At 39.8% G+C, this 23,922-nt stretch carries 21 protein-coding genes and 1 tRNA gene; 19 read left to right on the plus strand and 3 right to left on the minus strand.

Annotated features, from left to right (window positions below; translation table 11 throughout):
- Window positions 1-93: 93 nt before the first annotated feature.
- The 17 genes from B7709_RS08080 (at window position 94) to B7709_RS08160 (ending at window position 20,157) form a co-directional block, all read left to right on the plus strand.
- Entirely contained in the window at window positions 94-1,080 is a 987-nt protein-coding gene (locus tag B7709_RS08080) for a GMP reductase (protein ID WP_084972379.1), read from the plus strand.
- Window positions 1,081-1,147: 67 nt separating this feature from the next.
- A tRNA-Arg gene (locus B7709_RS08085) sits at window positions 1,148-1,219 on the plus strand.
- Window positions 1,220-1,404: 185 nt separating this feature from the next.
- A complete protein-coding gene (gene rnc / locus B7709_RS08090) occupies window positions 1,405-2,103 on the plus strand; it encodes a ribonuclease III (protein ID WP_084972380.1) in 699 nt (232 codons plus the stop codon).
- On the plus strand, window positions 2,094-5,633 hold the full coding sequence (gene smc, locus B7709_RS08095; RefSeq protein ID WP_084972381.1) for a chromosome segregation protein SMC: 3,540 nt from the start codon (window positions 2,094-2,096) through the stop codon (window positions 5,631-5,633). The genes rnc and smc overlap by 10 nt, the downstream gene beginning before the upstream one ends.
- Before the next feature lie 143 nt (window positions 5,634-5,776).
- Window positions 5,777-6,721 (plus strand): bifunctional riboflavin kinase/FAD synthetase, encoded by a 945-nt coding sequence (locus tag B7709_RS08100; protein ID WP_084972382.1) that lies wholly within the window; start codon window positions 5,777-5,779, stop codon window positions 6,719-6,721.
- A gap of 285 nt (window positions 6,722-7,006) precedes the next feature.
- Complete coding sequence (locus B7709_RS08105; RefSeq protein WP_084972383.1) at window positions 7,007-7,882, plus strand: DUF4300 family protein; 876 nt, start codon at window positions 7,007-7,009, stop codon at window positions 7,880-7,882.
- A gap of 241 nt (window positions 7,883-8,123) precedes the next feature.
- Entirely contained in the window at window positions 8,124-9,917 is a 1,794-nt protein-coding gene (locus B7709_RS08110) for a KAP family P-loop NTPase fold protein (protein WP_084972384.1), read from the plus strand.
- A 143-nt stretch (window positions 9,918-10,060) separates the two neighbouring features.
- On the plus strand, window positions 10,061-10,372 hold the full coding sequence (locus tag B7709_RS08115) for a hypothetical protein (protein WP_084972385.1): 312 nt from the start codon (window positions 10,061-10,063) through the stop codon (window positions 10,370-10,372).
- Window positions 10,373-10,920: 548 nt separating this feature from the next.
- Complete coding sequence (locus B7709_RS08120) at window positions 10,921-12,381, plus strand: aminotransferase class I/II-fold pyridoxal phosphate-dependent enzyme (protein ID WP_084972386.1); 1,461 nt, start codon at window positions 10,921-10,923, stop codon at window positions 12,379-12,381.
- Window positions 12,382-13,242 carry a polyamine aminopropyltransferase gene (gene speE / locus B7709_RS08125; protein ID WP_000366713.1) on the plus strand — a complete coding sequence of 287 codons (861 nt, stop codon included), beginning with the start codon at window positions 12,382-12,384 and terminating at the stop codon, window positions 13,240-13,242. It begins immediately after the preceding gene.
- Window positions 13,239-14,498, plus strand: a complete 1,260-nt coding sequence (locus tag B7709_RS08130) for a saccharopine dehydrogenase family protein (protein ID WP_084972387.1) — start codon at window positions 13,239-13,241, stop codon at window positions 14,496-14,498. The genes speE and B7709_RS08130 overlap by 4 nt, the downstream gene beginning before the upstream one ends.
- Window positions 14,498-15,625, plus strand: coding sequence for a carboxynorspermidine decarboxylase (gene nspC / locus B7709_RS08135; protein ID WP_084972388.1), 1,128 nt, complete (start codon window positions 14,498-14,500; stop codon window positions 15,623-15,625). Before B7709_RS08130 ends, nspC begins: the two co-directional genes overlap by 1 nt.
- Window positions 15,622-16,707, plus strand: coding sequence for an agmatine deiminase (gene aguA, locus B7709_RS08140; protein WP_084972389.1), 1,086 nt, complete (start codon window positions 15,622-15,624; stop codon window positions 16,705-16,707). The genes nspC and aguA overlap by 4 nt, the downstream gene beginning before the upstream one ends.
- 9 nt (window positions 16,708-16,716) lie before the next feature.
- Window positions 16,717-17,592: an N-carbamoylputrescine amidase gene (aguB, locus tag B7709_RS08145; RefSeq protein ID WP_084972390.1), complete on the plus strand. Its 876-nt coding sequence runs from the start codon at window positions 16,717-16,719 to the stop codon at window positions 17,590-17,592.
- Window positions 17,593-17,736: 144 nt separating this feature from the next.
- Window positions 17,737-18,474 (plus strand): TraX family protein, encoded by a 738-nt coding sequence (locus B7709_RS08150; RefSeq protein ID WP_084883117.1) that lies wholly within the window; start codon window positions 17,737-17,739, stop codon window positions 18,472-18,474.
- 106 nt (window positions 18,475-18,580) lie between these two features.
- A complete protein-coding gene (locus B7709_RS08155) occupies window positions 18,581-19,279 on the plus strand; it encodes a response regulator transcription factor (protein WP_084972391.1) in 699 nt (232 codons plus the stop codon).
- Window positions 19,279-20,157, plus strand: a complete 879-nt coding sequence (locus B7709_RS08160; RefSeq protein ID WP_084972392.1) for a sensor histidine kinase — start codon at window positions 19,279-19,281, stop codon at window positions 20,155-20,157. The genes B7709_RS08155 and B7709_RS08160 overlap by 1 nt, the downstream gene beginning before the upstream one ends.
- A gap of 41 nt (window positions 20,158-20,198) precedes the next feature.
- Here B7709_RS08160 and B7709_RS08165 read toward each other — a convergent pair whose 3' ends face one another.
- The 3 genes from B7709_RS08165 to B7709_RS08175 form a co-directional block, all read right to left on the minus strand.
- Window positions 20,199-20,951, minus strand: coding sequence for an ABC transporter permease (locus B7709_RS08165; protein WP_000581970.1), 753 nt, complete (start codon window positions 20,949-20,951; stop codon window positions 20,199-20,201).
- A gap of 10 nt (window positions 20,952-20,961) precedes the next feature.
- Window positions 20,962-21,870, minus strand: a complete 909-nt coding sequence (locus B7709_RS08170; protein ID WP_084972393.1) for an ABC transporter ATP-binding protein — start codon at window positions 21,868-21,870, stop codon at window positions 20,962-20,964.
- A 140-nt stretch (window positions 21,871-22,010) separates the two neighbouring features.
- Window positions 22,011-22,820 carry a Cof-type HAD-IIB family hydrolase gene (locus B7709_RS08175; protein ID WP_084972394.1) on the minus strand — a complete coding sequence of 270 codons (810 nt, stop codon included), beginning with the start codon at window positions 22,818-22,820 and terminating at the stop codon, window positions 22,011-22,013.
- Window positions 22,821-22,966: 146 nt separating this feature from the next.
- Here B7709_RS08175 and B7709_RS08180 point away from each other — a divergent pair, with 146 nt between their 5' ends.
- Together B7709_RS08180 and B7709_RS08185 are read left to right on the plus strand one after the other, a co-directional pair.
- Complete coding sequence (locus B7709_RS08180; RefSeq protein ID WP_084972395.1) at window positions 22,967-23,428, plus strand: MarR family winged helix-turn-helix transcriptional regulator; 462 nt, start codon at window positions 22,967-22,969, stop codon at window positions 23,426-23,428.
- A complete protein-coding gene (locus B7709_RS08185) occupies window positions 23,421-23,840 on the plus strand; it encodes an EVE domain-containing protein (protein WP_084972396.1) in 420 nt (139 codons plus the stop codon). Before B7709_RS08180 ends, B7709_RS08185 begins: the two co-directional genes overlap by 8 nt.
- Window positions 23,841-23,922: the final 82 nt, after the last annotated feature.

Consider the following 23,922-nt stretch of genomic DNA (forward strand, 5'->3'; position numbering starts at 1 on the left):
ACTTTGGTTTATAATAAATTAAGGAAACGTCGGAAAAAGGCGTAGGGATGCGCAAGCATAGGTAGGTCATTATAAAAGAAACGAGACATCGATATGTTAAATGAATTTCCAATTTTTGATTACGAAGATATTCAGTTGATCCCTAATAAATGTGTCATTAAAAGCCGTGCAGAAGCGGATACAAGTGTCACACTTGGAAATCACACTTTCAAACTACCTGTTGTACCTGCAAATATGCAGACGATTTTGGATGAGAACGTAGCAGAGCAACTTGCTAAAGGTGGTTATTTCTACATTATGCACCGTTTTGACGAGGCGGGGCGCATTCCTTTTATCAAACGCATGCATGATCAAGGGCTCATTGCTTCCATTTCTGTTGGTGTTAAGGATTACGAGTATGACTTTGTTAGCCAGCTCAAGACTGATGCTCCTGAGTACATCACGATTGATATTGCTCACGGTCATGCAGATAGCGTGATTTCTATGATTCAGCACATCAAGAAAGAATTACCAGACACTTTTGTCATTGCTGGGAATGTGGGAACACCAGAAGCTGTACGTGAATTGGAAAATGCTGGGGCAGATGCTACCAAGGTTGGAATCGGTCCTGGTAAGGTTTGTATCACCAAGGTGAAAACAGGTTTTGGTACTGGCGGTTGGCAGTTGGCTGCTCTTCGCTGGTGTGCAAAGGCTGCGCGTAAGCCGATCATCGCTGATGGTGGAATTCGTACTCATGGCGACATTGCCAAGTCTATCCGTTTCGGTGCTAGCATGGTCATGATTGGTTCCCTATTTGCAGGACATATTGAAAGCCCAGGAAAGACGATTGAAGTCGACGGCGAACAGTTCAAAGAATACTATGGTTCAGCTTCCCAATATCAAAAGGGTGCTTATAAAAACGTGGAAGGCAAACGCATCTTACTTCCTGCCAAAGGGCATTTGCAAGACACCCTTACTGAGATGGAGCAGGATTTGCAAAGTGCCATTTCCTACGCAGGTGGACGCAAGGTTGCTGACCTCAAGCACGTTGATTATGTAATCGTGAAAAACTCTATCTGGAATGGGGATGCTTCCCACTAATAGACGCTTAGTCCATCCATAAAAAACTTGTTATTAGAGCAAATTTCTGTTATAATAAAACAAGTTTCCACCCTTAGTGTAATGGATATCACGTAAGATTCCGGTTCTTAAGATGGGGGTTCGATTCCCTCAGGGTGGATGTAAACAGCCTAAAAAAGCTCTTTAAATAGAGCTTTTTTCTTTATACTATCCCAAATCTGCCCCCTAGAATTGAAGAACTTTTTCTAAAAAATGCTCAAATTCCCTCCAGTCCCGTTTTAAAGTGACTCAGAGGGCTTTTTTTGATATAATAGGAAGGATCGTAATTATTAGAAAGAGGTCAGTATGAAAGAATTACAAACTGTACTGAAAAAGCGTTTTGCAATCGAATTTGCAGACAAAAACTTACTGGAAACGGCCTTTACTCATACGAGTTATGCCAATGAGCACCGCCTCTTAAAAATTTCACACAATGAGCGCTTGGAATTTTTAGGAGACGCTGTTCTGCAATTATTGATTTCAGAATATCTGTATAAAAAATATCCTAAGAAACCAGAGGGTGATTTGTCCAAACTCCGTGCTATGATTGTCCGTGAGGAGAGTTTGGCTGGTTTTGCGCGTGATTGCCAGTTTGATCAGTTTATCAAGCTAGGAAAAGGGGAAGAAAAGTCTGGTGGACGCAATCGTGACACCATTCTTGGTGATGCCTTTGAAGCCTTTCTGGGTGCTTTGCTTTTAGACAAGGATGTTGCTAGGGTAAAAGAGTTCATCTATCAGGTCATGATTCCCAAGGTCGAAGCAGGTGACTTTGAAATGATTAAAGATTACAAGACACACCTGCAAGAGTTACTCCAAGTCAATGGGGATGTGGATATTCGTTATCAGGTTACCTCTGAGGCGGGACCTGCTCATGATAAGGTTTTTGATGTAGAAGTTCTGGTTGAAGGTAAGAGCATCGGAAAAGGCCAAGGCCGTTCTAAAAAATTAGCAGAGCAAGAGGCTGCAAAAAATGCCGTTGAGAAGGGGCTGGATTCATGTATTTAAAGGAAATTGAGATTCAGGGATTCAAGTCCTTTGCTGACAAGACCAAAGTCGTCTTTGACCAAGGTGTGACAGCTGTCGTTGGGCCAAATGGATCTGGAAAATCAAATATCACAGAAAGTCTGCGATGGGCCTTGGGAGAGTCCAGTGTTAAGAGCCTTCGTGGTGGCAAGATGCCCGATGTCATTTTTGCTGGGACTGAAAGTCGTAAACCGCTCAATTATGCCTCTGTTGTCGTGACCTTGGATAATGAAGATGGCTTTATCAAGGATGCGGGACAAGAAATTAAGGTAGAACGCCATATTTATCGTAGTGGAGATAGTGAGTATCGAATTGATGGCAAGAAAGTCCGTCTACGTGATGTACATGACCTTTTCTTAGATACAGGTCTGGGACGTGATTCCTTCTCTATTATTTCCCAAGGGAAGGTTGAAGAGATTTTTAATTCCAAGCCTGAAGAGCGTCGAGCTATTTTTGAAGAAGCTGCTGGAGTTTTAAAGTACAAAACTCGTAGAAAAGAAACAGAGAGCAAACTGCAACAAACTCAGGACAATCTAGACCGTTTAGAGGACATTATCTATGAGTTAGACAATCAAATCAAGCCTCTTGCAAAACAAGCTGAGAATGCTCGGAAGTTTCTCGACTTGGATGGTCAACGCAAGGCTATTTACTTGGATGTTTTGGTCGCTCAGATCAAGGAAAACAAGGCTGAACTAGAGCTGACAGAAGAAGAGTTAGTTCAGGTTCAGGAACTTTTGACGAGCTACTACCAAAAGCGTGAAGAGTTAGAAGAAGAAAATCAAAGTCTTAAAAAGAAACGCCAAGATCTCCAAGCTCAAATGTCTAAAGACCAAGGGAGCTTGATGGATCTGACGAATCTGATAAGTGACTTAGAGCGAAAATTAGCCCTATCAAAACTTGAGTCAGAGCAGGTAGCCCTCAATCAACAAGAAGCACAAGCCCGTTTGGCATCTTTAGAAGATAAGAGAAAGACTCTAAGTAAAGAGAAGGCAGAAAAAGAAGGGAATTTGGAACAGTTAGAGGAAAGTCTAGCTGAAAACAACAAGGAACTCAATCGTTTAGAGGCAGAATTGTTGACTTTCTCAGACGATCCTGACCAGATGATCGAGCTCTTGCGTGAACGTTTTGTGGCGCTTTTACAAGAAGAAGCGGATGTCTCAAACCAACTGACCCGCATTGAGAATGAACTAGAGAACAGCCGTCAGCTATCTCAAAAACAAGCAGATCAACTTGAGAAACTGAAAGAACAACTGGCTACAGCTCAAGAAAAGGCCAGTCAGCAAGAGGCTGAGCTTGAAACTGCCAAGGAACAGGTTCAGAAATTATTGGCTGACTATCAAGCTAGTGCCAAGGAGCAAGAGGAGCAGAAAGTTTCTTACCAAGTTCAGCAGAGCCAACTCTTTGACCGTCTGGATAGTCTCAAAAATAAGCAGGCTAGATCCCAAAGTTTAGAGAATATCCTTAGAAATCATAGCAACTTTTACGCGGGTGTTAAGAGTGTTCTCCAAGAAAAAGACCGCCTAGGTGGGATTATTGGTGCAGTCAGTGAGCATTTGACTTTTGATGTTCATTATCAAATTGCCTTAGAAATTGCGCTTGGAGCTAGCAGTCAGCACATCATCGTAGAAGATGAGAACGCAGCGACTAAGGCTATTGATTTCCTCAAGCGCAACAGATCCGGTCGTGCAACCTTCCTTCCGTTGACGACTATCAAGGCTCGTACGATTTCTAGTCAGAATCAAGATGCTATCGCATCAAGTCCGGGCTTCCTTGGTATGGCTGATGAGTTGGTTACTTTTGATACTAGACTAGAAGCCATTTTCAAGAATTTGCTCGCGACAACAGCTATCTTTGATACCGTAGAACATGCCCGTGCCGCAGCTCGCCAAGTTCGTTACCAGGTTCGTATGGTGACGCTTGATGGGACAGAGTTGCGCACAGGTGGTTCCTATGCGGGTGGTGCCAATCGCCAGAATAACAGTATCTTCATCAAGCCAGAACTGGAACAATTACAAAAAGAAATTGCTGAAGAAGAAGCTAGTCTGCGTTCAGAAGAAGCGACTTTGAAGACCTTGCAAGATGAGATGGCAGTATTAACAGAAAGATTAGAGGCCATCAAATCTCAGGGTGAGCAAGCTCGTATCCAGGAGCAAGGCTTGTCTCTCGCTTATCAGCAAACTAGTCAGCAGGTCGAAGAACTAGAAACTCTTTGGAAACTTCAAGAAGAGGAATTAAATCGTCTTTCTGAAGGAGATTGGCAAGCGGATAAGGAAAAATGCCAAGAGTGCCTTGCTACTATCGCAAGGGAAAAGCAAAGTCTAGAAGCTGAGATTGAAGAGATTAAGTCTAATAAGAATGCTATTCAAGAACGCTATCAAAACTTGCAGGAACAAGTAGCGCAAGCACGCTTGCTTAAGTTAGAACTGCAAGGACAAAAGCGGTACGAAGTGACTGATATTGAACGCCTAGGTAAGGAACTGGATAATCTGGATATCGAACAAGAGGAAATCCAACGCCTCCTCCAAGAAAAGGTTGATAATCTTGAGAAGGTTGATACGGATCTGCTAAGTCAGCAGGCGGAAGAGGCCAAAACTCAGAAAACAAACCTCCAACAAGGTTTGATTCGCAAGCAGTTTGAGTTGGATGATATTGAAGGTCAGCTGGATGATATTGCTAGTCATTTGGACCAGGCTCGCCAGCAGAATGAGGAGTGGATTCGCAAACAAACACGTGCTGAAGCCAAGAAAGAGAAGGTCAGCGAACGCTTGCGCTATCTACAAGCTCAATTAACTGACCAGTACCAGATCAGCTACACTGAGGCTCTAGAAAAAGCGCATGAGTTGGAAAATCTCAATCTGGCAGAGCAAGAGGTTAAAGATCTTGAGAAGGCTATTCGCTCTCTCGGTCCTGTCAACTTGGAAGCTATTGAACAGTACGAAGAAGTTCACAACCGTTTGGATTTCCTAAATAGCCAACGAGATGATATTTTATCTGCGAAAAACCTGCTCCTTGAGACCATTACAGAGATGAATGATGAGGTTAAGGAACGCTTTAAATCAACCTTTGAGGCTATTCGTGAGTCCTTTAAAGTGACCTTTAGACAGATGTTTGGTGGAGGTCAGGCAGACTTGATATTAACTGAGGGCGATCTTTTAACAGCTGGTGTGGAGATTTCTGTTCAACCACCAGGTAAGAAAATCCAATCACTCAACCTCATGAGTGGTGGTGAAAAAGCCCTATCGGCTCTGGCCTTGTTGTTCTCTATCATTCGAGTCAAAACTATTCCTTTTGTTATCTTGGATGAGGTAGAGGCAGCGCTAGACGAAGCCAATGTTAAACGTTTCGGGGATTACCTCAACCGCTTTGACAAGGATAGTCAGTTTATCGTTGTGACCCACCGTAAGGGGACCATGGCGGCAGCGGATTCTATCTATGGAGTTACCATGCAAGAATCAGGTGTGTCTAAGATTGTTTCAGTTAAGTTAAAAGACTTGGAAGAGACAGTAGACTAGTTACCAAACGATAGCATCTCTTAGGAGGTGCTATTTTTTAAAACTCATAGCTTGAATTGTCTATCAAGGTCAGTTCAGGCGCAAAAACCGACATTTGGGATTTCCTCTTAGCGAAAAGACTTGCTCTATGATATAATAGTTTCATGATTACAACAGTACCTATTAAGAACGAAAAAGATATTGCAGTACCGGGAAAAACAGTCCTTGTACTTGGTTATTTTGATGGCATCCACAAGGGGCATCAGAAACTTTTTGAAGTGGCCAGCAAGGCTTCGATGAAGGATTATCTGCCAGTTGTCGTGATGACCTTTACGGAGTCGCCAAAACTTGCCTTACAACCTTATCAACCTGAGCTCATGCTTCACATCGTTAATCATGAGGAGCGGGAGCACAAGATGAAGTGGCACGGGGTAGAAGCTCTTTTCCTACTGGACTTTAGTAGCAAGTTCGCTAATCTAACAGGGCAGGAATTCTTTGATACTTATGTTAGAGCTTTAAAACCAGCTATTATCGTAGCAGGATTTGATTACACGTTTGGCTCAGATAAGAAAACTGCAGATGACTTGAAGGATTATTTTGATGGAGAGATTATCATTGTTCCTCCGGTCGAGGATGAAAAGGGAAAGATCAGTTCCACACGGATTCGCCAAGCTATTCTTGATGGAGATGTCAAGGAAGTCAACCATCTACTAGGCACACCTCTCCCAACCCGTGGGATGGTCGTTCACGGAAATGCTCGTGGGCGTACTATTGGTTATCCAACAGCCAATCTGGTCCTAAGAGATCGAACTTATATGCCAGCAGACGGTGTTTACGTAGTCGATGTAGAAGTACAACGTCAGAGATATCGTGGGATGGCAAGTGTTGGGAAAAATGTTACCTTTGATGGAGAAGAACCACGTTTTGAAGTCAATATTTTTGACTTTTCAGATGATATTTATGGTGAGACAGTCATGGTCTACTGGCTGGACCGTGTCCGTGATATGGTCAAATTTGACTCCATCGACGAGCTCGTAGACCAACTCAAGACAGACGAAGAGATTGCTCGAAACTGGAAGGATGGAGATTCTGTCATTCAAGGGTCTTAGGTATAGAAAACGTCTGAAAAAGCTACTAGAAGGATTAGTTGTTTTGGTGCTAGTTTTGAAAATTTCTCATAAATTTATAGGGGAAATAGTATCCTAAAAGGAGACTGTAAGTATTTTGTGATTCTTACAGTCTTTTTCTTGCTAATATAGTATAATATAGTTAATAGGTTTAGATCCTTATTCTACAAATTACTCATATTTCTAGTAGAGAATGAATTATTCTTCTTAGTTGTATGTAGTTCAAGTTATAAATTACTAGTTATAAAATTCAAAAAGGAGCATCGCATGAAACGAACGAGAAAAGTAGTAGCCATGGGACTGTGCTTGCCGTTATTTCTTGGATTGGCTGCTTGTCAGCAAAATAATACGAGGACTGAGGCTACAAATCTGACACAGACCAGTTCAGATAAAGTTCCTTGGACGGCTTCATATACCAATCTTAACAATCAGGTCAGTACTGAAGAGGTCAAAGCACTCTTATCAGCCCACTTGGATCCAAATAGTGTTGACGCATTTTTCAATCTTGTCACAGACTATAATGCGACTGTTGGCTCCACTGGCTTAAGTGGTGATTTTACTTCCTTTACAAAGACGGAATACGATGTAGAGAAAATCGACAATCTCTGGAATCAAAAAAAGGGTGACTTTGTCGGAACCAACTGCCGTATCAATAGCTATGCCCTCTTAAAAAATTCAGTCACAATCCCAAAACTTGAAAAGAATGATCAGCTTCTTTTCGTTGATAACGATGCTATCGATAAGGGAAAGATTTTTGATGCGAAAGATAAGGAAGAGTTTGATATTCTATTTTCTAGGGTGAAGACGGAAGCAACGACGGATGTAAAAATTCACGCGCAGAAGATGGAGAAATTCTTCTCCCAGTTTCAATTTAATGACAAAGCTCGAATGCTGTCAGTTGTTTTGCATGATAATTTGGACGGAGAGTTTCTTTTTGTCGGGCACGTTGGTGTTTTAGTGCCAGCTGATGATGGTTTCTTATTTGTAGAGAAACTGACTTTTGAAGAGCCATATCAAGCTATTAAGTTTGCGAGCAAGGAAGATTGTTACAAATATCTATCCACCAAGTATGCGGATTACACAGGTGACGGACTAGCTAAGTCTTTCATCATGGATAATGAAAAGTGGGTTGAAGGTTATTAAGCTAGGAAAAGGATAATCAAATTGGAAACAGTAATAGCGCTTTTAGTTGTCATTCTTATCGGATTCTGGGATGTAAACATTAGTCTGTGAAGCGACAGAAGAAGAGAAGTAGAATTTTTTGTGACATATCTACAACAATTACTTTTTAGAACCTCAATATTAAATGTCATTAACATAATATAAATTGAGTGTTATTCGTAATTTAGCATATTCTATATAAAATATTTTGAAAGGAAATTATATGTACAATACATTTTCTGATATTCCAACTGTAAAAGACGAATTTATGATTGACGAGTATATTCTTGGATTATCAAACTTTATTACTGGATGCGAGACTCCTTTAACACTAGCTATTCAAGGCGATTGGGGGACCGGAAAAACCAGTATTATGTATCAAGTTGAGGAAAAACTTAAAGAAAAATCGTCAAGTAATTCAAAAAGAAAAATTAAAACAATATTTTTTAATACTTGGCAATATTCACAATTTGATATGGATAAGAATTTAGCAGTCACGTTAATTACAGATTTAATTGATGAATTAGAAGTAACGGATGTAAATAAAAGAGAGAACTTTAAAAAATCTTTGGCAGTTATTACAAAAAGTATGGAATATCTTAAACTAGATTTTGGTATCTTAAATATTGAAAAAATTAATGATCAACTTCTAAAATTAATAAGCAATGAAGAAAAAGCTAATAATTTAAAAAATCTGAAACAAAATCTACAAAGTATCATTGATGACTCTATCAAAGAAAATAATTATGAAAAGATAGTAATTTTCATTGATGACCTTGACAGATTAGTCCCCAAAAAAGCGATTGAATTCTTAGAAATTTTAAAACTTTTCTTAGATTGCAGAAATTGTGTCTTTGTTTTAGCTATTGATTATAATGTTGTTTTAAGAGGAATAAAAAGTAAGTATGGTGATGATTTGGACAACGAAAAGGGAAAAGCTTTTTTTGAGAAAATAATTCAAGTACCTTTTACTGTACCTGTTGCAAATTATCATATGGAGAATTTTGTTAATGTCTCTTTGGAAAAACTTAATTTTTATTTTAATGATGACGTTACAAAGAATGTAACTCAATTAATTAGAGACTCAATCGGAAATAATCCTCGCAGTGTTAACAGATTATTCAATTCTGTCAGTCTTTTAATGCATATTATAAACCCAAATAATGAGTTAGAAAATGATGATAAATTACTAATCATAGCTACAGTATGTTTTCAATTACGATTTGATGAAGCTTATGACTATTTATTAACTTCATATAATAACAGTCCCGAAGATTCTGAAGAAACTAAATATTTTCTCATTGATTTACTTGAAAATTCATTTGAAATACCTGACGATGCTGATTATAATTTCCTCGTGTCTCGCTACGGTATCTTTAGTTTTAAAAACCAAAAGGAATTAGAATCTTTCAGAAAATTTTTTAATACTTTGAAATTATTGCTTAAATATAATGTTGATAAACTAGAAGTTGAAGAATTCGAAAATTTGATGAAAAGAATGATCTCTTCAAACACAATTTCAACCGGAAACTTTGATATAGATATAAATAAAACCTCAACTCAAAATCATTCACCGAATGAAGATGTTCAATTCGTTATTCGCAAATTATTTAATACACTGGTTAATACTAATCATTTCGATCTTTCAAAACCAGAGTATTTTGGAAAAGAGAAGAAGGAAGAACGCGAAATGCCAATTTCATTAGATTTTATAAAGATAGCTAATGAATATAATATAGTTCGATTAACACAAGGAAAAGGACAAGGATTAAATATTTACTCTCAAAATAATAAATCGAACTCAATTTATATATCGGGTGATACTTATGGAAATATAAATAATGATGGTATACAAATCTATGTTAATAAGAAACTAATAGGAAAGATTAATAGAAACACATATAAACATTTTAAAGCTAAAATGTTACGACAGAATCTCCAAAAATATGACGAATTTGAAAAAATTTTTTTAAGTGATTTTTCAAGGCTCTTAGAGGATGCCAAAAAATATTTTTAGCTTTTTAGTGCTTTTTGATTTCACTAGTTAACTAAACGATGAAATCTCATTATTGAGCATATCTTACAAAATTTATTCTGTGTAGTTTTTCTCTCATTGGTATATAATTTACCATAGAAATATTTTTAGATAGGAGAAGGCTAATGAAATTAAAAGACTTTACTGAAAAAGAACAAGAGATGATTAAGCAAGGACTAACAACTTCTGAGATTAGTGATAAGGAAACAGCGGCTAAAATACTAGATTTGGTTCCCCAAGAGTGGATCAAGCGCATCCCCTTTTTCGTGCGAAAACATGCTACAACTCGGACAATAAAGCGTATTTCTGTCGAACATCCAGAGCTCTACGCAGTAGCCAAAAGAAGTAGTGAGATTCCTGAGAAGGAACGAGAAGAATTGTGCAAAATCATTACAGACATTTTTCAGGAAAAAATGAATAAGCATAAGATTAAATAATCTTGAAATGAACTAAAAAAATTGGTTCATTTTATAATCGTTTTCAGTTTGTTAAACATGAACTTTTTGGTAGCAATTTAACTATTCACGAACAAAATTTAAGAAAATTCAAAAAAGGTACTTTACAAGCTCTTGTAAACATGATATAGTTATAAGGCTTAGAAAATGAGAAGATGTTTTCTAGTAAATATAAACCCGAGTAAAAAATGCCTACGGACAGGCAGGGTTGAATGCCGAAGCGTGGTTGAAAAGCCACATTATTGATAGGGTTAAAAGCCTACTTTTATAAGTTGATGTTAGGACACTTGTCCTAATTCATAAATTTTAGTGTGGTGAAAGCACACGTCATCTTGTGAAACGATCAATAAAGTACGTAATATTTGCTACTAGAGAGTTAGGAAACATCGGGAACAGACATACTCAACAGAAACCAAAATAAACACGTCAGAAGATTGCAGAGCAGGTGAAAACCTGCTCTTTTTTCATAAGTCAACCTTTGGTCGCCCTCACCATTTTGAGGAGCTAAAAATACGGTTAAGGAGTATGTTTTGAAAGAGTTAGATCAGAATCAGGCCCCTATTTATGAAGGTCTGATTAAGCTACGAAAAAAACGGATTGTTCCCTTTGATGTGCCAGGTCACAAGCGCGGACGGGGAAATCCAGAACTTGTTGAATTATTGGGAGAAAAATGTGTTGGCATTGATGTCAATTCGATGAAATCCTTGGATAATCTAGGTCATCCTATTTCGATTATCAGAGATGCAGAGGAACTAGCGGCAGAAGCATTTGGTGCTGCTCATGCCTTTTTAATGATTGGCGGGACAACCTCATCTGTGCAAACCATGATTCTTTCCACCTGTAAATCAGGTGATAAAATCATCCTTCCTCGAAATGTCCATAAATCAGCTATTAATGCTCTTGTTTTATGCGGAGCCATTCCCATCTATATCGAGATGAGTGTGGATCCTAAAATCGGCATCGCATTAGGTCTTGAAAATGACCGAGTAGCACAGGCCATAAAGGAGCATCCAGATGCCAAGGCCATCCTAATTAACAATCCAACCTACTATGGAATTTGTTCAGATCTCAATGGATTGACGAAAATGGCTCATGAGGCTGGCATGCTTGTTTTAGTGGACGAAGCCCATGGAGCACATTTGCATTTCACTGATAAACTGCCAATTTCTGCTATGGATGCTGGAGCTGATATGGCAGCAGTTTCCATGCATAAGTCTGGAGGGAGTTTGACCCAAAGCTCAGTTCTTTTAATCGGAGAGCAGTTGAATCCTGAGTACATTCGTCAAATCATCAACCTGACCCAGTCAACATCCGCCTCATACTTGTTGATGGCTAGTTTGGATATTTCACGTCGCAATCTAGCCCTTCGTGGTAAAGAGTCTTTTGAGAAGGTCATTGAGCTATCCGAGTATGCTCGTCGTGAAATCAATGCTATCGGTGGTTACTATGCCTACTCAAAAGAGTTAATAGACGGAGTGTCCGTTTGTGATTTTGACGTGACAAAGCTGTCAGTTTACACTCAGGGTATTGGTTTAACAGGTATCGAGGTTTATGACCTCTTACGAGACGAATACGACATTCAGATCGAGTTTGGTGATATAGGGAATATCTTAGCCTATATTTCAATTGGTGACCGCATCCAAGACATTGAGCGTCTGGTTGGTGCTTTAGCTGATATTAAGAGACTTTACTCACGAGATGGAAAGGACTTGATAGCTGGAGAATATATTCAACCCGAGTTGGTCCTGTCTCCTCAGGAAGCCTTTTATTCAGAGAGAAGAAGTTTAACATTGGATGAATCCGTTGGACAGGTCTGTGGCGAATTTGTCATGTGCTATCCTCCAGGCATCCCAATCCTAGCACCAGGTGAACGCATTACACGAGAAATTGTGGATTATATCCTGTTTGCCAAAGAACGTGGTTGCTCCCTCCAAGGGACGGAAGATCCAGAGGTCAATCACATTAATGTTATTGAGAGAAAGGAGAACTAGATGGATTTATGGTTTTCTGAAGTTCATACTCCAGATGTGAAACTGTCCCTGAGAACAGCCAAGCAACTCTACGCTGGTAAGAGTGAATGGCAGGATATCGAAGTATTAGATACGCCAGCTTTTGGAAAGATATTGATCTTAAATGGGCATGTCTTGTTTTCAGATGCAGATGATTTTGTTTACAATGAAATGACCGTTCACGTTCCCATGGCTGTCCACCCAAATCCAAAGAAAGTCTTGGTTATTGGGGGTGGTGACGGTGGTGTTGCCCAAGTATTAACCCTCTATCCTGAACTGGAGCAAATCGATATTGTGGAACCAGATGAGATGTTGGTTGAGGTCTGTCGTGAGTATTTCCCAGACTTTGCTGCAGGGCTAGATGATCCTCGTGTTACCATTTACTACCAAAATGGGCTACGCTTTTTGAGAAACTGTGAGGATGATTACGATATCATTATTAACGATGCGACAGATCCATTTGGGCATACGGAAGGGCTTTTTACCAAGGAATTTTACGGCAATAGTTACAGAGCTCTGAAGGAAGACGGTATCATGATTTACCAGCATGGGAGTCCTTTCTTTGATGAGGATGAGTCTGCTTGTCGAAGTATGCACCGTAAGGTTAATCAAGCCTTTCCAATCAGTCGGGTCTATCAGGCGCACATCCCAACCAGTCCAGCTGGCTATTGGTTGTTTGGATTTGCATCGAAAAAATACCACCCTGTTAAAGATTTTGACAAGGAAGGCTGGAAAAAACGCCAGCTTTTCACGGAATACTATACTGCAAACTTACATGTTGGTGCCTTTATGTTGCCCAAGTATGTTGAGGACATTTTAGAAGAAGAGGAAGGAAAAAAATGAGTCGTTTACTAGTTATTGGATGTGGGGGCGTTGCCCAAGTTGCTATTTCAAAGATTTGCCAAGATAGCGAAACCTTTACAGAGATTATGATTGCTAGCCGTACCAAGTCAAAATGTGATGACTTGAAGGCTAAACTGGAAGGTAAAACAAGTACAAAGATTGAGACAGCTGCCCTTGACGCTGACAAGGTTCAAGAAGTGATTACTTTGATTGAAAGCTACAAGCCAGAAGCTGTTTTGAACGTAGCACTACCATATCAAGATTTAACCATTATGGACGCATGTTTGGCGACAGGTGTCCACTATATCGACACGGCCAACTATGAGGCTGAGGACACAGAAGACCCCGAATGGCGTGCTATCTATGAAAAACGCTGCAAGGAACTTGGTTTTACAGCCTACTTTGACTACTCATGGCAATGGGCATATCAGGAGAAATTCAAAGAAGCGGGCTTAACTGCTCTTCTCGGTTCTGGTTTCGACCCAGGTGTGACCAGTGTCTTTTCAACTTATGCTCTCAAACACTATTTTGATGAAATCCACTATATCGACATTTTAGACTGTAATGGTGGTGACCACGGTTATCCATTTGCAACAAACTTTAACCCAGAAATCAACCTCCGCGAGGTTTCTGCGCCAGGTTCTTACTGGGAAGATGGAAAATGGGTCGAAGTCGAAGCTATGTCAATCAAGCGTGAGTATGATTTCCCTCAAGTTGGACAAAAAGATATGTATCTCCTTCACCATGAAGAAATTGAGTCATTGGCGAAAAATATTCCAGGTGTTAAACGCATTCGTTTCTTTATGACTTTTGGCCAATCTTATCTAACGCATATGAAATGCTTGGAAAACGTTGGTCTTCTTCGTACGGATGCTATTAACTTTAATGGACAAGACATTGTGCCAATCCAATTTTTGAAAGCCTTGCTTCCAGATCCAGCCAGCCTTGGTCCACGCACAGTTGGTAAAACCAATATCGGTTGTATCTTTACAGGTGTCAAAGATGGTGTTGAAAAGACCATCTACATCTACAATGTTTGCGACCATCAGGAATGTTACGCCGAAGTAGGTTCACAAGCGATTTCTTACACAACTGGTGTTCCAGCCATGATTGGGACCAAATTAGTGATGAATGGTACTTGGAAACAACCGGGTGTTTATAATCTTGAAGAATTGGATCCAGATCCATTCATGGAAGCTTTGAATAAGTATGGTTTGCCTTGGGTTGTGGTTGAAAATCCACAAATGGTGGACTAATGAAGCTAGAACAAGTACCAACACCAGCTTATGTCATTGACTTGGCAAAGTTAGAAGCCAACTGCCGCATTCTACAATATGTGCAAGAAGAAGCCGGTTGCAAGGTTTTGCTTGCCCAGAAGGCATATTCTCTTTACAAAACCTATCCCTTGATTAGCCAGTATCTGTCAGGTACGACGGCTAGTGGACTCTATGAGGCCAAGCTAGCTAGAGAAGAGTTTCCTGGTGAAGTCCATGTATTCGCGCCTGCTTTTAAGGATGCGGACTTAGAGGAACTGCTTGAGATAACAGACCATATTGTTTTTAACTCGGAGAGACAGTTGCGTAAACATGGTCCTCGTTGTCAAGAGGCTGGTATCAGTGTCGGTTTGCGTATCAATCCTCAGTGTTCAACCCAAGGAGATCACGCGCTCTATGACCCTTGTGCTCCTGGATCTCGTTTTGGAGTAACACTAGATAAAATTCCTAGTGATTTGTTGGATTTAGTGGACGGACTTCATTTTCATACCCTTTGCGAGCAAGGTTCAGAGGATTTAGAGACAACTTTGAAAGCTGTAGAAGCGCAGTTTAGTTCTTATTTACATGAGGTAAAATGGCTCAATATGGGTGGCGGACACCACATCACAAGAGAAGACTACGATATGGATTTACTGATTTCTGAAATCAAGCGTATCCGAGAAACTTACAATCTTGAAGTCTATATCGAGCCGGGTGAAGCCATTGCGTTAAATGCGGGTTATCTAGCAACTGAAGTATTGGATATTGTCGAAAACGGTATGGAGATCTTGATTTTAGACGCCTCCGCGACCTGCCATATGCCTGATGTACTTGAGATGCCTTATCGACCACCTTTGAGAAACGGCTTTGAGGCGCAGGAAAAAGCCCATACCTACAGACTTTCTTCCAATACCTGCCTGACGGGAGATGTGATTGGTGATTATAGTTTTGCAAATCCAGTTCAAATCGGTGACAGACTTTATTTTGAAGACATGGCTATTTACTCCTTTGTCAAAAATAATACCTTTAACGGTATTGGCTTGCCAAGTCTCTATCTCATGGACGAGCAAGGTGACTGCAGCTTAGTCAAAACCTTCGGCTATCAAGACTTTAAAGGGAGATTATCATGATAGAAACTCCGAAAAAAGCAGGCTATCGTATGCCAGCAGAGTACGAACCCCATCATGGTACCCTCATGATATGGCCGACTCGACCAGGTTCATGGCCCTCCCAAGGAAAGGCTGCCAAAAGAGCATTTAGCCAGATTATCAAGACCATAGCAGAAGGGGAAACTGTTTATCTTTTGGTAGAGCAGGACCATCTATCTGAAGCGCAATCCTATCTTGGAGACAAGGTTGTTTATCTAGATATTCCTACCAATGATGCCTGGGCGCGTGATACAGGTCCGACTATTCTCGTCAATGATAAAAGAGAAAAGTTGGCAGTCGATTGGTCTTTTAATGCATGGGGTGGCGCTGTAGATGGTCTTTATCAAGATTATGAAGAGGATGACCAAGTAGCCAGTCGTTTTGCTGAGGCCTTGGAAATGCCTGTTTACGATGCCAAACCTTTTGTACTGGAAGGCGGAGCAATCCATAGCGATGGTCAAGGGACCATTCTTGTGACTGAAAGCTGCTTACTTAGTCCTGGACGCAATCCCCACCTGTCTAAAGAGCAAATTGAAAACACCTTATTAGAGTGCCTTGGCGCTGAAAAAGTTATTTGGCTACCTTATGGTATTTATCAGGACGAAACCAATGAACACGTTGACAATGTTGCAGCCTTCGTTGGTCCTGCAGAGCTTGTCTTGGCTTGGACAGATGATCAAAACGATCCTCAGTATGCCATGTCAGTAGCTGACCTTGAGCTTTTAGAGAAGGAAACAGATGCAAAAGGGCGTTCCTTCATCATTCATAAGCTTCCTATCCCAGCTATTCGTCAGGTTGTCACTAAGGAGGATTTACCAGGTTATACCTATGAAGAGGGGGAAGAGGAGCGTTATGAGGGCGAGCGCCTTGCAGCTTCCTATGTCAATTTCTATATTGCAAACAAGTCTGTCTTAGTGCCACAGTTTGAGGATGTAAACGACCAAGTGGCCCTAGATATCCTCGGTAAGTGTTTCCCAGACCGTAAAGTCGTAGGAATAGCAGCTAGAGATATTCTTTTAGGTGGTGGAAATATCCACTGTATCACCCAACAAATCCCAGAATAGGAGGAAAAGATGAGAAATGTAAGAGTTGCAGCGATCCAGATGCAATGTGCCAAGGATGTAGCAACAAATATCCAAACCGCAGAGCGTTTGGTACGTCAGGCTGCAGAACAAGGCGCACAAATCATTCTCTTACCGGAGTTGTTTGAACGCCCCTATTTCTGTCAGGAACGCCAGTATGACTACTACCAATATGCCCAGTCAGTGACAGAAAATTTAGCCATTCAGCATTTTAAAGTGATTGCTAAGGAACTACAGGTTGTTCTACCGATTAGTTTCTACGAAAAAGACGGCAATGTCTTGTATAACTCCATCGCCGTCATTGATGCTGATGGAGAAGTGCTGGGCGTCTATCGGAAGACCCACATACCAGATGACCATTATTATCAAGAAAAGTTTTATTTTACGCCTGGTAACACTGGTTTCAAGGTCTGGGATACTCGCTATGCTAAGATTGGGATTGGCATCTGTTGGGATCAATGGTTCCCCGAAACAGCGCGCTGTCTTGCGTTGAATGGGGCAGAATTACTCTTTTACCCAACAGCTATAGGTTCAGAACCGATTTTGGATACAGATAGTTGTGGTCACTGGCAACGTACTATGCAAGGGCACGCAGCAGCTAATATTGTTCCGGTCATTGCAGCTAATCGCTACGGTTTGGAAGAAGTCACTCCTAGTGAGGAAAATGGTGGACAGAGTTCCAGTCTTGACTTCTACGGTTCGTCCTTTATGACGGATGAAACAGGAGCTATTCTAGAGAAAGCTGAAAGGCAAGGAGAAGCTGTTCTCTTAGCTACTTATGACCTTGACAAGGGAGCAAGTGAACGCCTAAACTGGGGACTGTTTCGAGATAGAAGACCAGAAATGTACCAACGAATTACGGACTAGAAGGTAAATTTCATAATAAATTTTTGATATTCACGCCTGTCTTACAAAAATGTAAGATAGGCTTTTTAAATGTAAGATGGGTGTACGATTATACGCGGAAATGTATGCTATACTCTATGTAGATCAAAAAGAAAGAGGTTTATTATGAAAAAATGGAATGCAACGCAGTTGAAGTATCTGATGGCGGCAGTAATGGTTCTGGACCATATCCCTCATATCACCGGAATCGTTTCTCCTTTGTGGGAAGGTATCTTTCACGCCTTGACCCGTTGTGTGGGAGTTTGGTTTGCATATATGGCTATGGAAGGATTCATCCATACTCGAAACCTGAGAGACTATCTCATCCGCCTTTGGAGTTGGGCGCTTATCATGTTTGCTGGAAATAGCCTTCTCAATGCCCTATTTGCATCCAAAGGAGTAATGGTCACTAATAATATTTTCTTTACTTTGGCCATCGGTGTCACCATGCTTTGGATTGGTTTTCCCAGAAAAGAGCTGGATAAAAAAGAGAAGTTGTGGCGTCGGATTGGGCTTGCTGGTCTCTTGATTTTCGGTTGTCTTTTTACTGAGGGTGGTATCACCATGCTACCATTTCTGTTGATTAGTTACTCTTGTCGAAATCGCAAGGGCTTGCGAAATCTCCTTTATGCCTTTCTGTGGGCCTTTCTGTTAGTGACTTCCATCCAAATTTACGACACTTGGCACCAAACGCTGGAAATGATGCTTTTCAATTCTGACTGGCTCTTTATCACCGTCTTTCCTTTTATGGCCTTGTATAATGGACAGCGAGGAAAAGAAACTAGTTGGAGTAAATATTTCTTTTATATTTTCTACCCAGCTCATCTATGGATTATTACCCTGATTGCTTATTTGGTTAAGTAGATTCAATATTCATTAGCTCCTTCTTGCTTAAAATGTGAGAGGAGCTTTTCTGTATCTGGAATTCCCAACAAAACATGTTATAATAGTTTTAGAAAGGACGAGGTTTATGGCGAGCATACTTGTAGTTGAAGATAATAATGAAATCCAGGAAATCTTAAGAACCCTTCTTGCAGAGGAACACGAGGTGATTCAAGCATTTTCTGGGACAGAAGGTATCATGCAATTTGACAAAGGTGGCATTGATCTCGTTCTGCTAGATATCATGCTCCCTGGGAAAAATGGCGACCAAGTCTTGCAAGCTATTCGACAAACGAGTCAGACTCCGGTCATCATGCTTACTGCTTTAGGTGATAAAAAGCTCATCAGCCAATATCTCTTAGATGGTGCCAATGATTATGTAGTAAAACCTTTTGATTTGGACGAAGTCTTTGCCAGAGTCACTGTTCAATTACGCCAAAGTGGTGAACATCAGTCAGGAGATCGAAGAGAAATTGATAACCTCGTACAAAACTTTAAAAATATCCAGTTCGATGCGGATAGTTTTGAAATAAGCAATTCTACTGAAATCATTCGCCTTGCAAAGAAAGAGTGCCAGATTCTCCAAATGTTGCTCCAGCATCCTAAAAAGATCTTCACCAAAGAAGAGCTCTATGAATTGATTTGGGAAGAAAGTTACCTGCCTGGAGACAATACGCTCAACACCCATCTAAGCAATCTCCGTAAAAAACTGCATCAACTGGATCCAAATCATGAGTATATTGAAACCATTTGGGGAGTTGGTGTTCGATTAAAAGGAGACAAATAATGATTTACATTTTGATATCAATATTACTCCTTACTAACATTATTTTGGCGATTTCTTTGATCCGCTATCATATAGCAATTAAAGATTTAAGCAGACAAATCGAAGAAAAGATTCGCTCTGGTAGCATGAAGAGGATCGGTGTAAATTTCTTTTCAAAGACCATTTTGCGTCTACATAACCAAATTGAGAATCTATTTCAAGAAGTGGAGCAAAACCAGCTAATCATGAAGCGTGAAAAACACACTCTAGATATGGCGATCAGTAATATCGCTCATGATATTCGGACACCTTTGACAATCGCTTCAGGATATACTCAGCAACTAATAAAACACCCCGATAATAGTCAGGAAACTTTAAGTAAAATAGCCCATCATCAGGATTTGGTTTCCAAACGGTTGGAGGCCCTCCTTGAATACCGTCATTTGATGGAAGGAGCAGTCAAACCGAAACTGGAAGAACTTGATTTATCAACTTTTATAACGAAAAAGACTTTAGCTTATTACGACGTTTTTCAATCTTCACATATTGTTCTGGATTTTAATGTTGAACCAGGATTGAAAACGATGACTGATGAGGACTTGCTTGATCGAATTATACAAAACCTCCTTGGAAATGTTCTCAAGCACGGCAAGGAGAAGGCTCGACTTTCTTTGAAAAAGGAAGACAATAGGCTTGTTTTGGAAATTGATAACCTTGTCAAAAAACCTATCAAGAATATAAATAATCTCAGCAATCGTTTTTATTCTGAAAATCTATCAGACACAGAAGAATCCTCTGGTTTAGGTCTCTATATTACCGAGGAATTGGTTCATCTTCTTGGAGTGGATATGAAGCTATCCACTAATGAAGAATGGTTTTCAGTCTTTATTTATTTTTAACGAAAAGAAACCTCCTCTGTAGACTAGAGGAGGTCATTTTTTTATAGACTTTTCTTCTTGAAAATAATCAGTCCACTGAAAGAGAAGAAAAGTATGACTGTTACGCAAACCGTGATGGTATAGAGAATAGCTTGACTATTAGTAGTCATAGCATAGGCAAAATCTAGAATTAAATATCGTAGAATTTCAATGTCTGGGAAAACAAGAATTGGAATAGAAAGGACGATAGAGCTAATCAGATAACCAATAAATACGGCAAGATAAGAATGAGTTAGGTAGAGAATAAAGGAGACAATCGAAAGCCAAGCGAGTAGGCATAGAAATTGAAGGGAAATCGTCAAGAGGAGATTAGTAACAAAACCATCAGGTATCGTACCAAGTCCATTTAGTAGAGTCGCGGGAATAAAGGCAATCACAAGACTGGTGATGAGTTGTAAGAGAGCGATACTTGCTAGAACAAAGAATTTAGCAAGGAAAAATTCTGTACGAGAAACACCGACTGTCAAACTATTTTTATAAAGCTTGCCGATTAGATCGACCCCAAGAACTAAACATACTAGAATAATACAGAGGAAAACGAGGTTTGAGCCGTTATTTGACGCGTTGATTAGAGCTTCAATCCCATTCCAACCATGGGTAGGAAGCTCAGGTGGTGCTGCCTGAACTGACATTAGATGCCCTGTAGCGCCAATAGTAGCACCCAGTAACATAAGTACAAAGAGAATGAATTCTGTAATCCAGAATCCTTTAGAGCGGAAAAGACGGTAAAAATCTGCTTGAATGGTATGTATCATGATTTTTCTCCTATTCTACCAATTGGGTGAAGTATTCTTCTAGGTTTTGACGGGCAAAGTAAATCTCATCAATAGTAACATCGGACAAAGTTAGTTGCTTAAGAATCTGTTTGACATCTTGTTCATTACCAAAGATATGGATTTCATTTTCAGGATTGACAACCTTAAACTGGAGCTGGATTTGTTCTTTCAATACCTGACAAGCTCTTTCTTTATCGCTTGTTTTAAGCACAATATAATCCTCACTCAGTGTTTCAAACTCAGCTTTACTAATTTCACGGATAATCTTACCTTGATCCAGAATACCAAAGCGATTAGCTAAGAGATAGAGTTCTGACAAGATATGGCTAGAGACGAGGATGGTTATGCCTTTTTCTTGATTGAGCCGCTGGATCATGAGACGAAATTCTTTGATTCCAATTGGGTCGAGACCGTTAATAGGTTCATCAAGAATCAGGAAATCAGGTTTGGATAGGAGGGCAATAGCAATGCCAAGCCTTTGTTTCATTCCTAGTGAGAAATCACGAAAGACTTTTTTCCCTGTATCTGACAAGCCAACATAGTCCAAGGTCTCCTGAATCACCTTATCAGCATTTGGAATATGACGTATCATACAATAATATTTCAGATTTTGATAGGCTGTTAAGTGATTATGAGCTACAGGTGATTCGATAACAGAACCAACTCGAGATAATGCCTTGGTCCACTCATTTTGTTCTTTGCTAGAAAAGAGGGAAACTGTACCTTTGTCAGCAAACAATAATTGTGTAATGATTTTAATAAGAGTAGTTTTACCTGCTCCATTTTTTCCGATTAGACCATAAATATCTCCCTCTTTTATGGTTAGACTAAGATCTTGAAGAATAGCTTGGTTACCAAATTGTTTGGTCAGTCCATGAATTTCGAGTACTGTTTTCATGATTTTCTCCTTTTGATTTATTTTTCTAACTTTAGTATAAGGTATAGAAATCAAAGAAAGCTCAAGTAATTCTAAAGAGTTTCTAAAGTTTTGTGATTCTTAAAAAACAAAACCCAGTTGATATGAACTGGGCTTCTAAATTATAAAATATACTTCTCAATCGCACGCGCAACGCCTTCTTCTTCATTGCTTGCTGTAACGTCATTAGCAAGGGATTTTACATGGTCGCTGGCATTTCCCATAGCAATGCCAAGTCCTGCAAACTGAAGCATTTCGAAATCGTTATTGGCATCGCCCATGGCCATAATTTCTGAGGGCTCGATCTTCAAAATCGCTGCTAGTCGAGAAAGAGCAGTAGCCTTTGTTGTTCCAAGTGGCATGGCTTCGTAAATGACAGGCTGTGAACGAACGCCGCTAAATCGTTGGCAGAGTTCCTTAGCGAACCGCTGCTCAAAATCGTCTGTTTGCTCTTTTGTTCCTAAAAACATGCCTTGGAACATCCGATACTTGCCACTAGTCGCATCCTCAAGGGAAATTTCAGTTAGGTCTGAGAAGACGAGCTTGGCATCATTTTGAACAATTTGATTAGGATTGCCACCGAGGACAAAATAATGTTTCTCATCAAAAAGAGTTAACTGGACGTCGCTTTTTTCTGCTAGGTCATAAAGGTATTCAATGTCGGCTGGACTGAGTTCTTGCCAGTCAACTAGACTCCAGTCACTGGTCTGGTGAGTTGAACAACCATTATTGACAATGACATACTCATTCTGGAGGTCCAGTCCTAGTTTTTTATAGTAGGGAAGGACACCGAAAAGCGGGCGACCTGTACAGAGAACCAGTTTGACACCTTTTTCAATGGCTTGGTGAATGGCAGTGATGTGGGCTTGCGGAATTTCCTTGGCTTCATTGAGGAGGGTTCCGTCCATATCCAAGGCTAGTAGTTTAATCATAAGACTTCCTTTTCTAGGTGTTTTGCTTTTATTATAGCATATAGACTATGAAATGTCTGACAGAATTGTAACATTTGGCTTTCCTTTTCTTGAAAAAGAAAATAAAATCTTATATAATATGTATACTTAATATTTAAGGAGAAAAAATGCCACAATATCAGTTTAATTCAATTTATAAAAACGATGAAACAGAGTCTACAGGTCTTCTGTTCATCAAAGTCTACAACAAATGGGAAAGCAACTTAAAAAGAGTCTTGAAATCAGTTGGACTCACTTTGCCCCAGTTTATCGTTTTAACTTCGCTTTTGTTTCAGTCTAATAGAGAGGAATATGTAACGCAAGTTGATATTGCTCGGTTCACTGGAATGGATGTCATGACGGTTTCCCAGATTGTTAGACTACTGGAGAAGAAAGACTACATCAGACGCGATCAACACCCAAAGGATAGTCGGGCAAAACTGGTCTCAGTGACGAATTCTGGCGCGGATAAGGTCAATCAAGCTTTACCTTTAGTAGAAGGTGTTGATGAAGAATTTTTTGAAAAACTATCTAACGATAGAGAAGTTTTTAATCGCTTTTTAGTAGAGTTGGAGGATAAAAATGCCTAGATATTGGGTAGGAGTTGTTTCGAAGAACCATGTTTTAAGAGGAGTTGAGGGAAATTTTTGTCAGGTCTGTCATGGAAAGGGCGGCCCCTTAAATCGTATGAAAAAAGGTGACTATCTTTTATACTATAGCCCAAAATACGATATGAACGCTCAAGACAAGTTACAGGCTTTTGTGGCCGTAGGTAAAATTATAGACGACAAGGCCTATCAAGTAGAGCAATTTGAAGGATTCTTTCCCTTTAGACGAAATGTTGAGTATTATCAACCAGTCAAAGATTGCTCCATAGAAATAGCTAGACAACATTCTGAATGGAAAGACTATACTTCTCGACTTCGTTATGGACATTTTGAAGTTTCCAAAGACTTTTTCCTCTATATCTTTCAGCATATGAAAGTGGATGATGAAGGATGATTGATTTGCTAATTAAATGATTGTCAACTAGAATTTTGGATTTGGACTGTGAAGCGAACTTTGCTATAATAGAGTAAGAAAC

The sequence above is a fragment of the Streptococcus oralis subsp. dentisani genome (assembly GCF_002096335.1).
Lineage (GTDB): Bacteria > Bacillota > Bacilli > Lactobacillales > Streptococcaceae > Streptococcus > Streptococcus oralis_Z.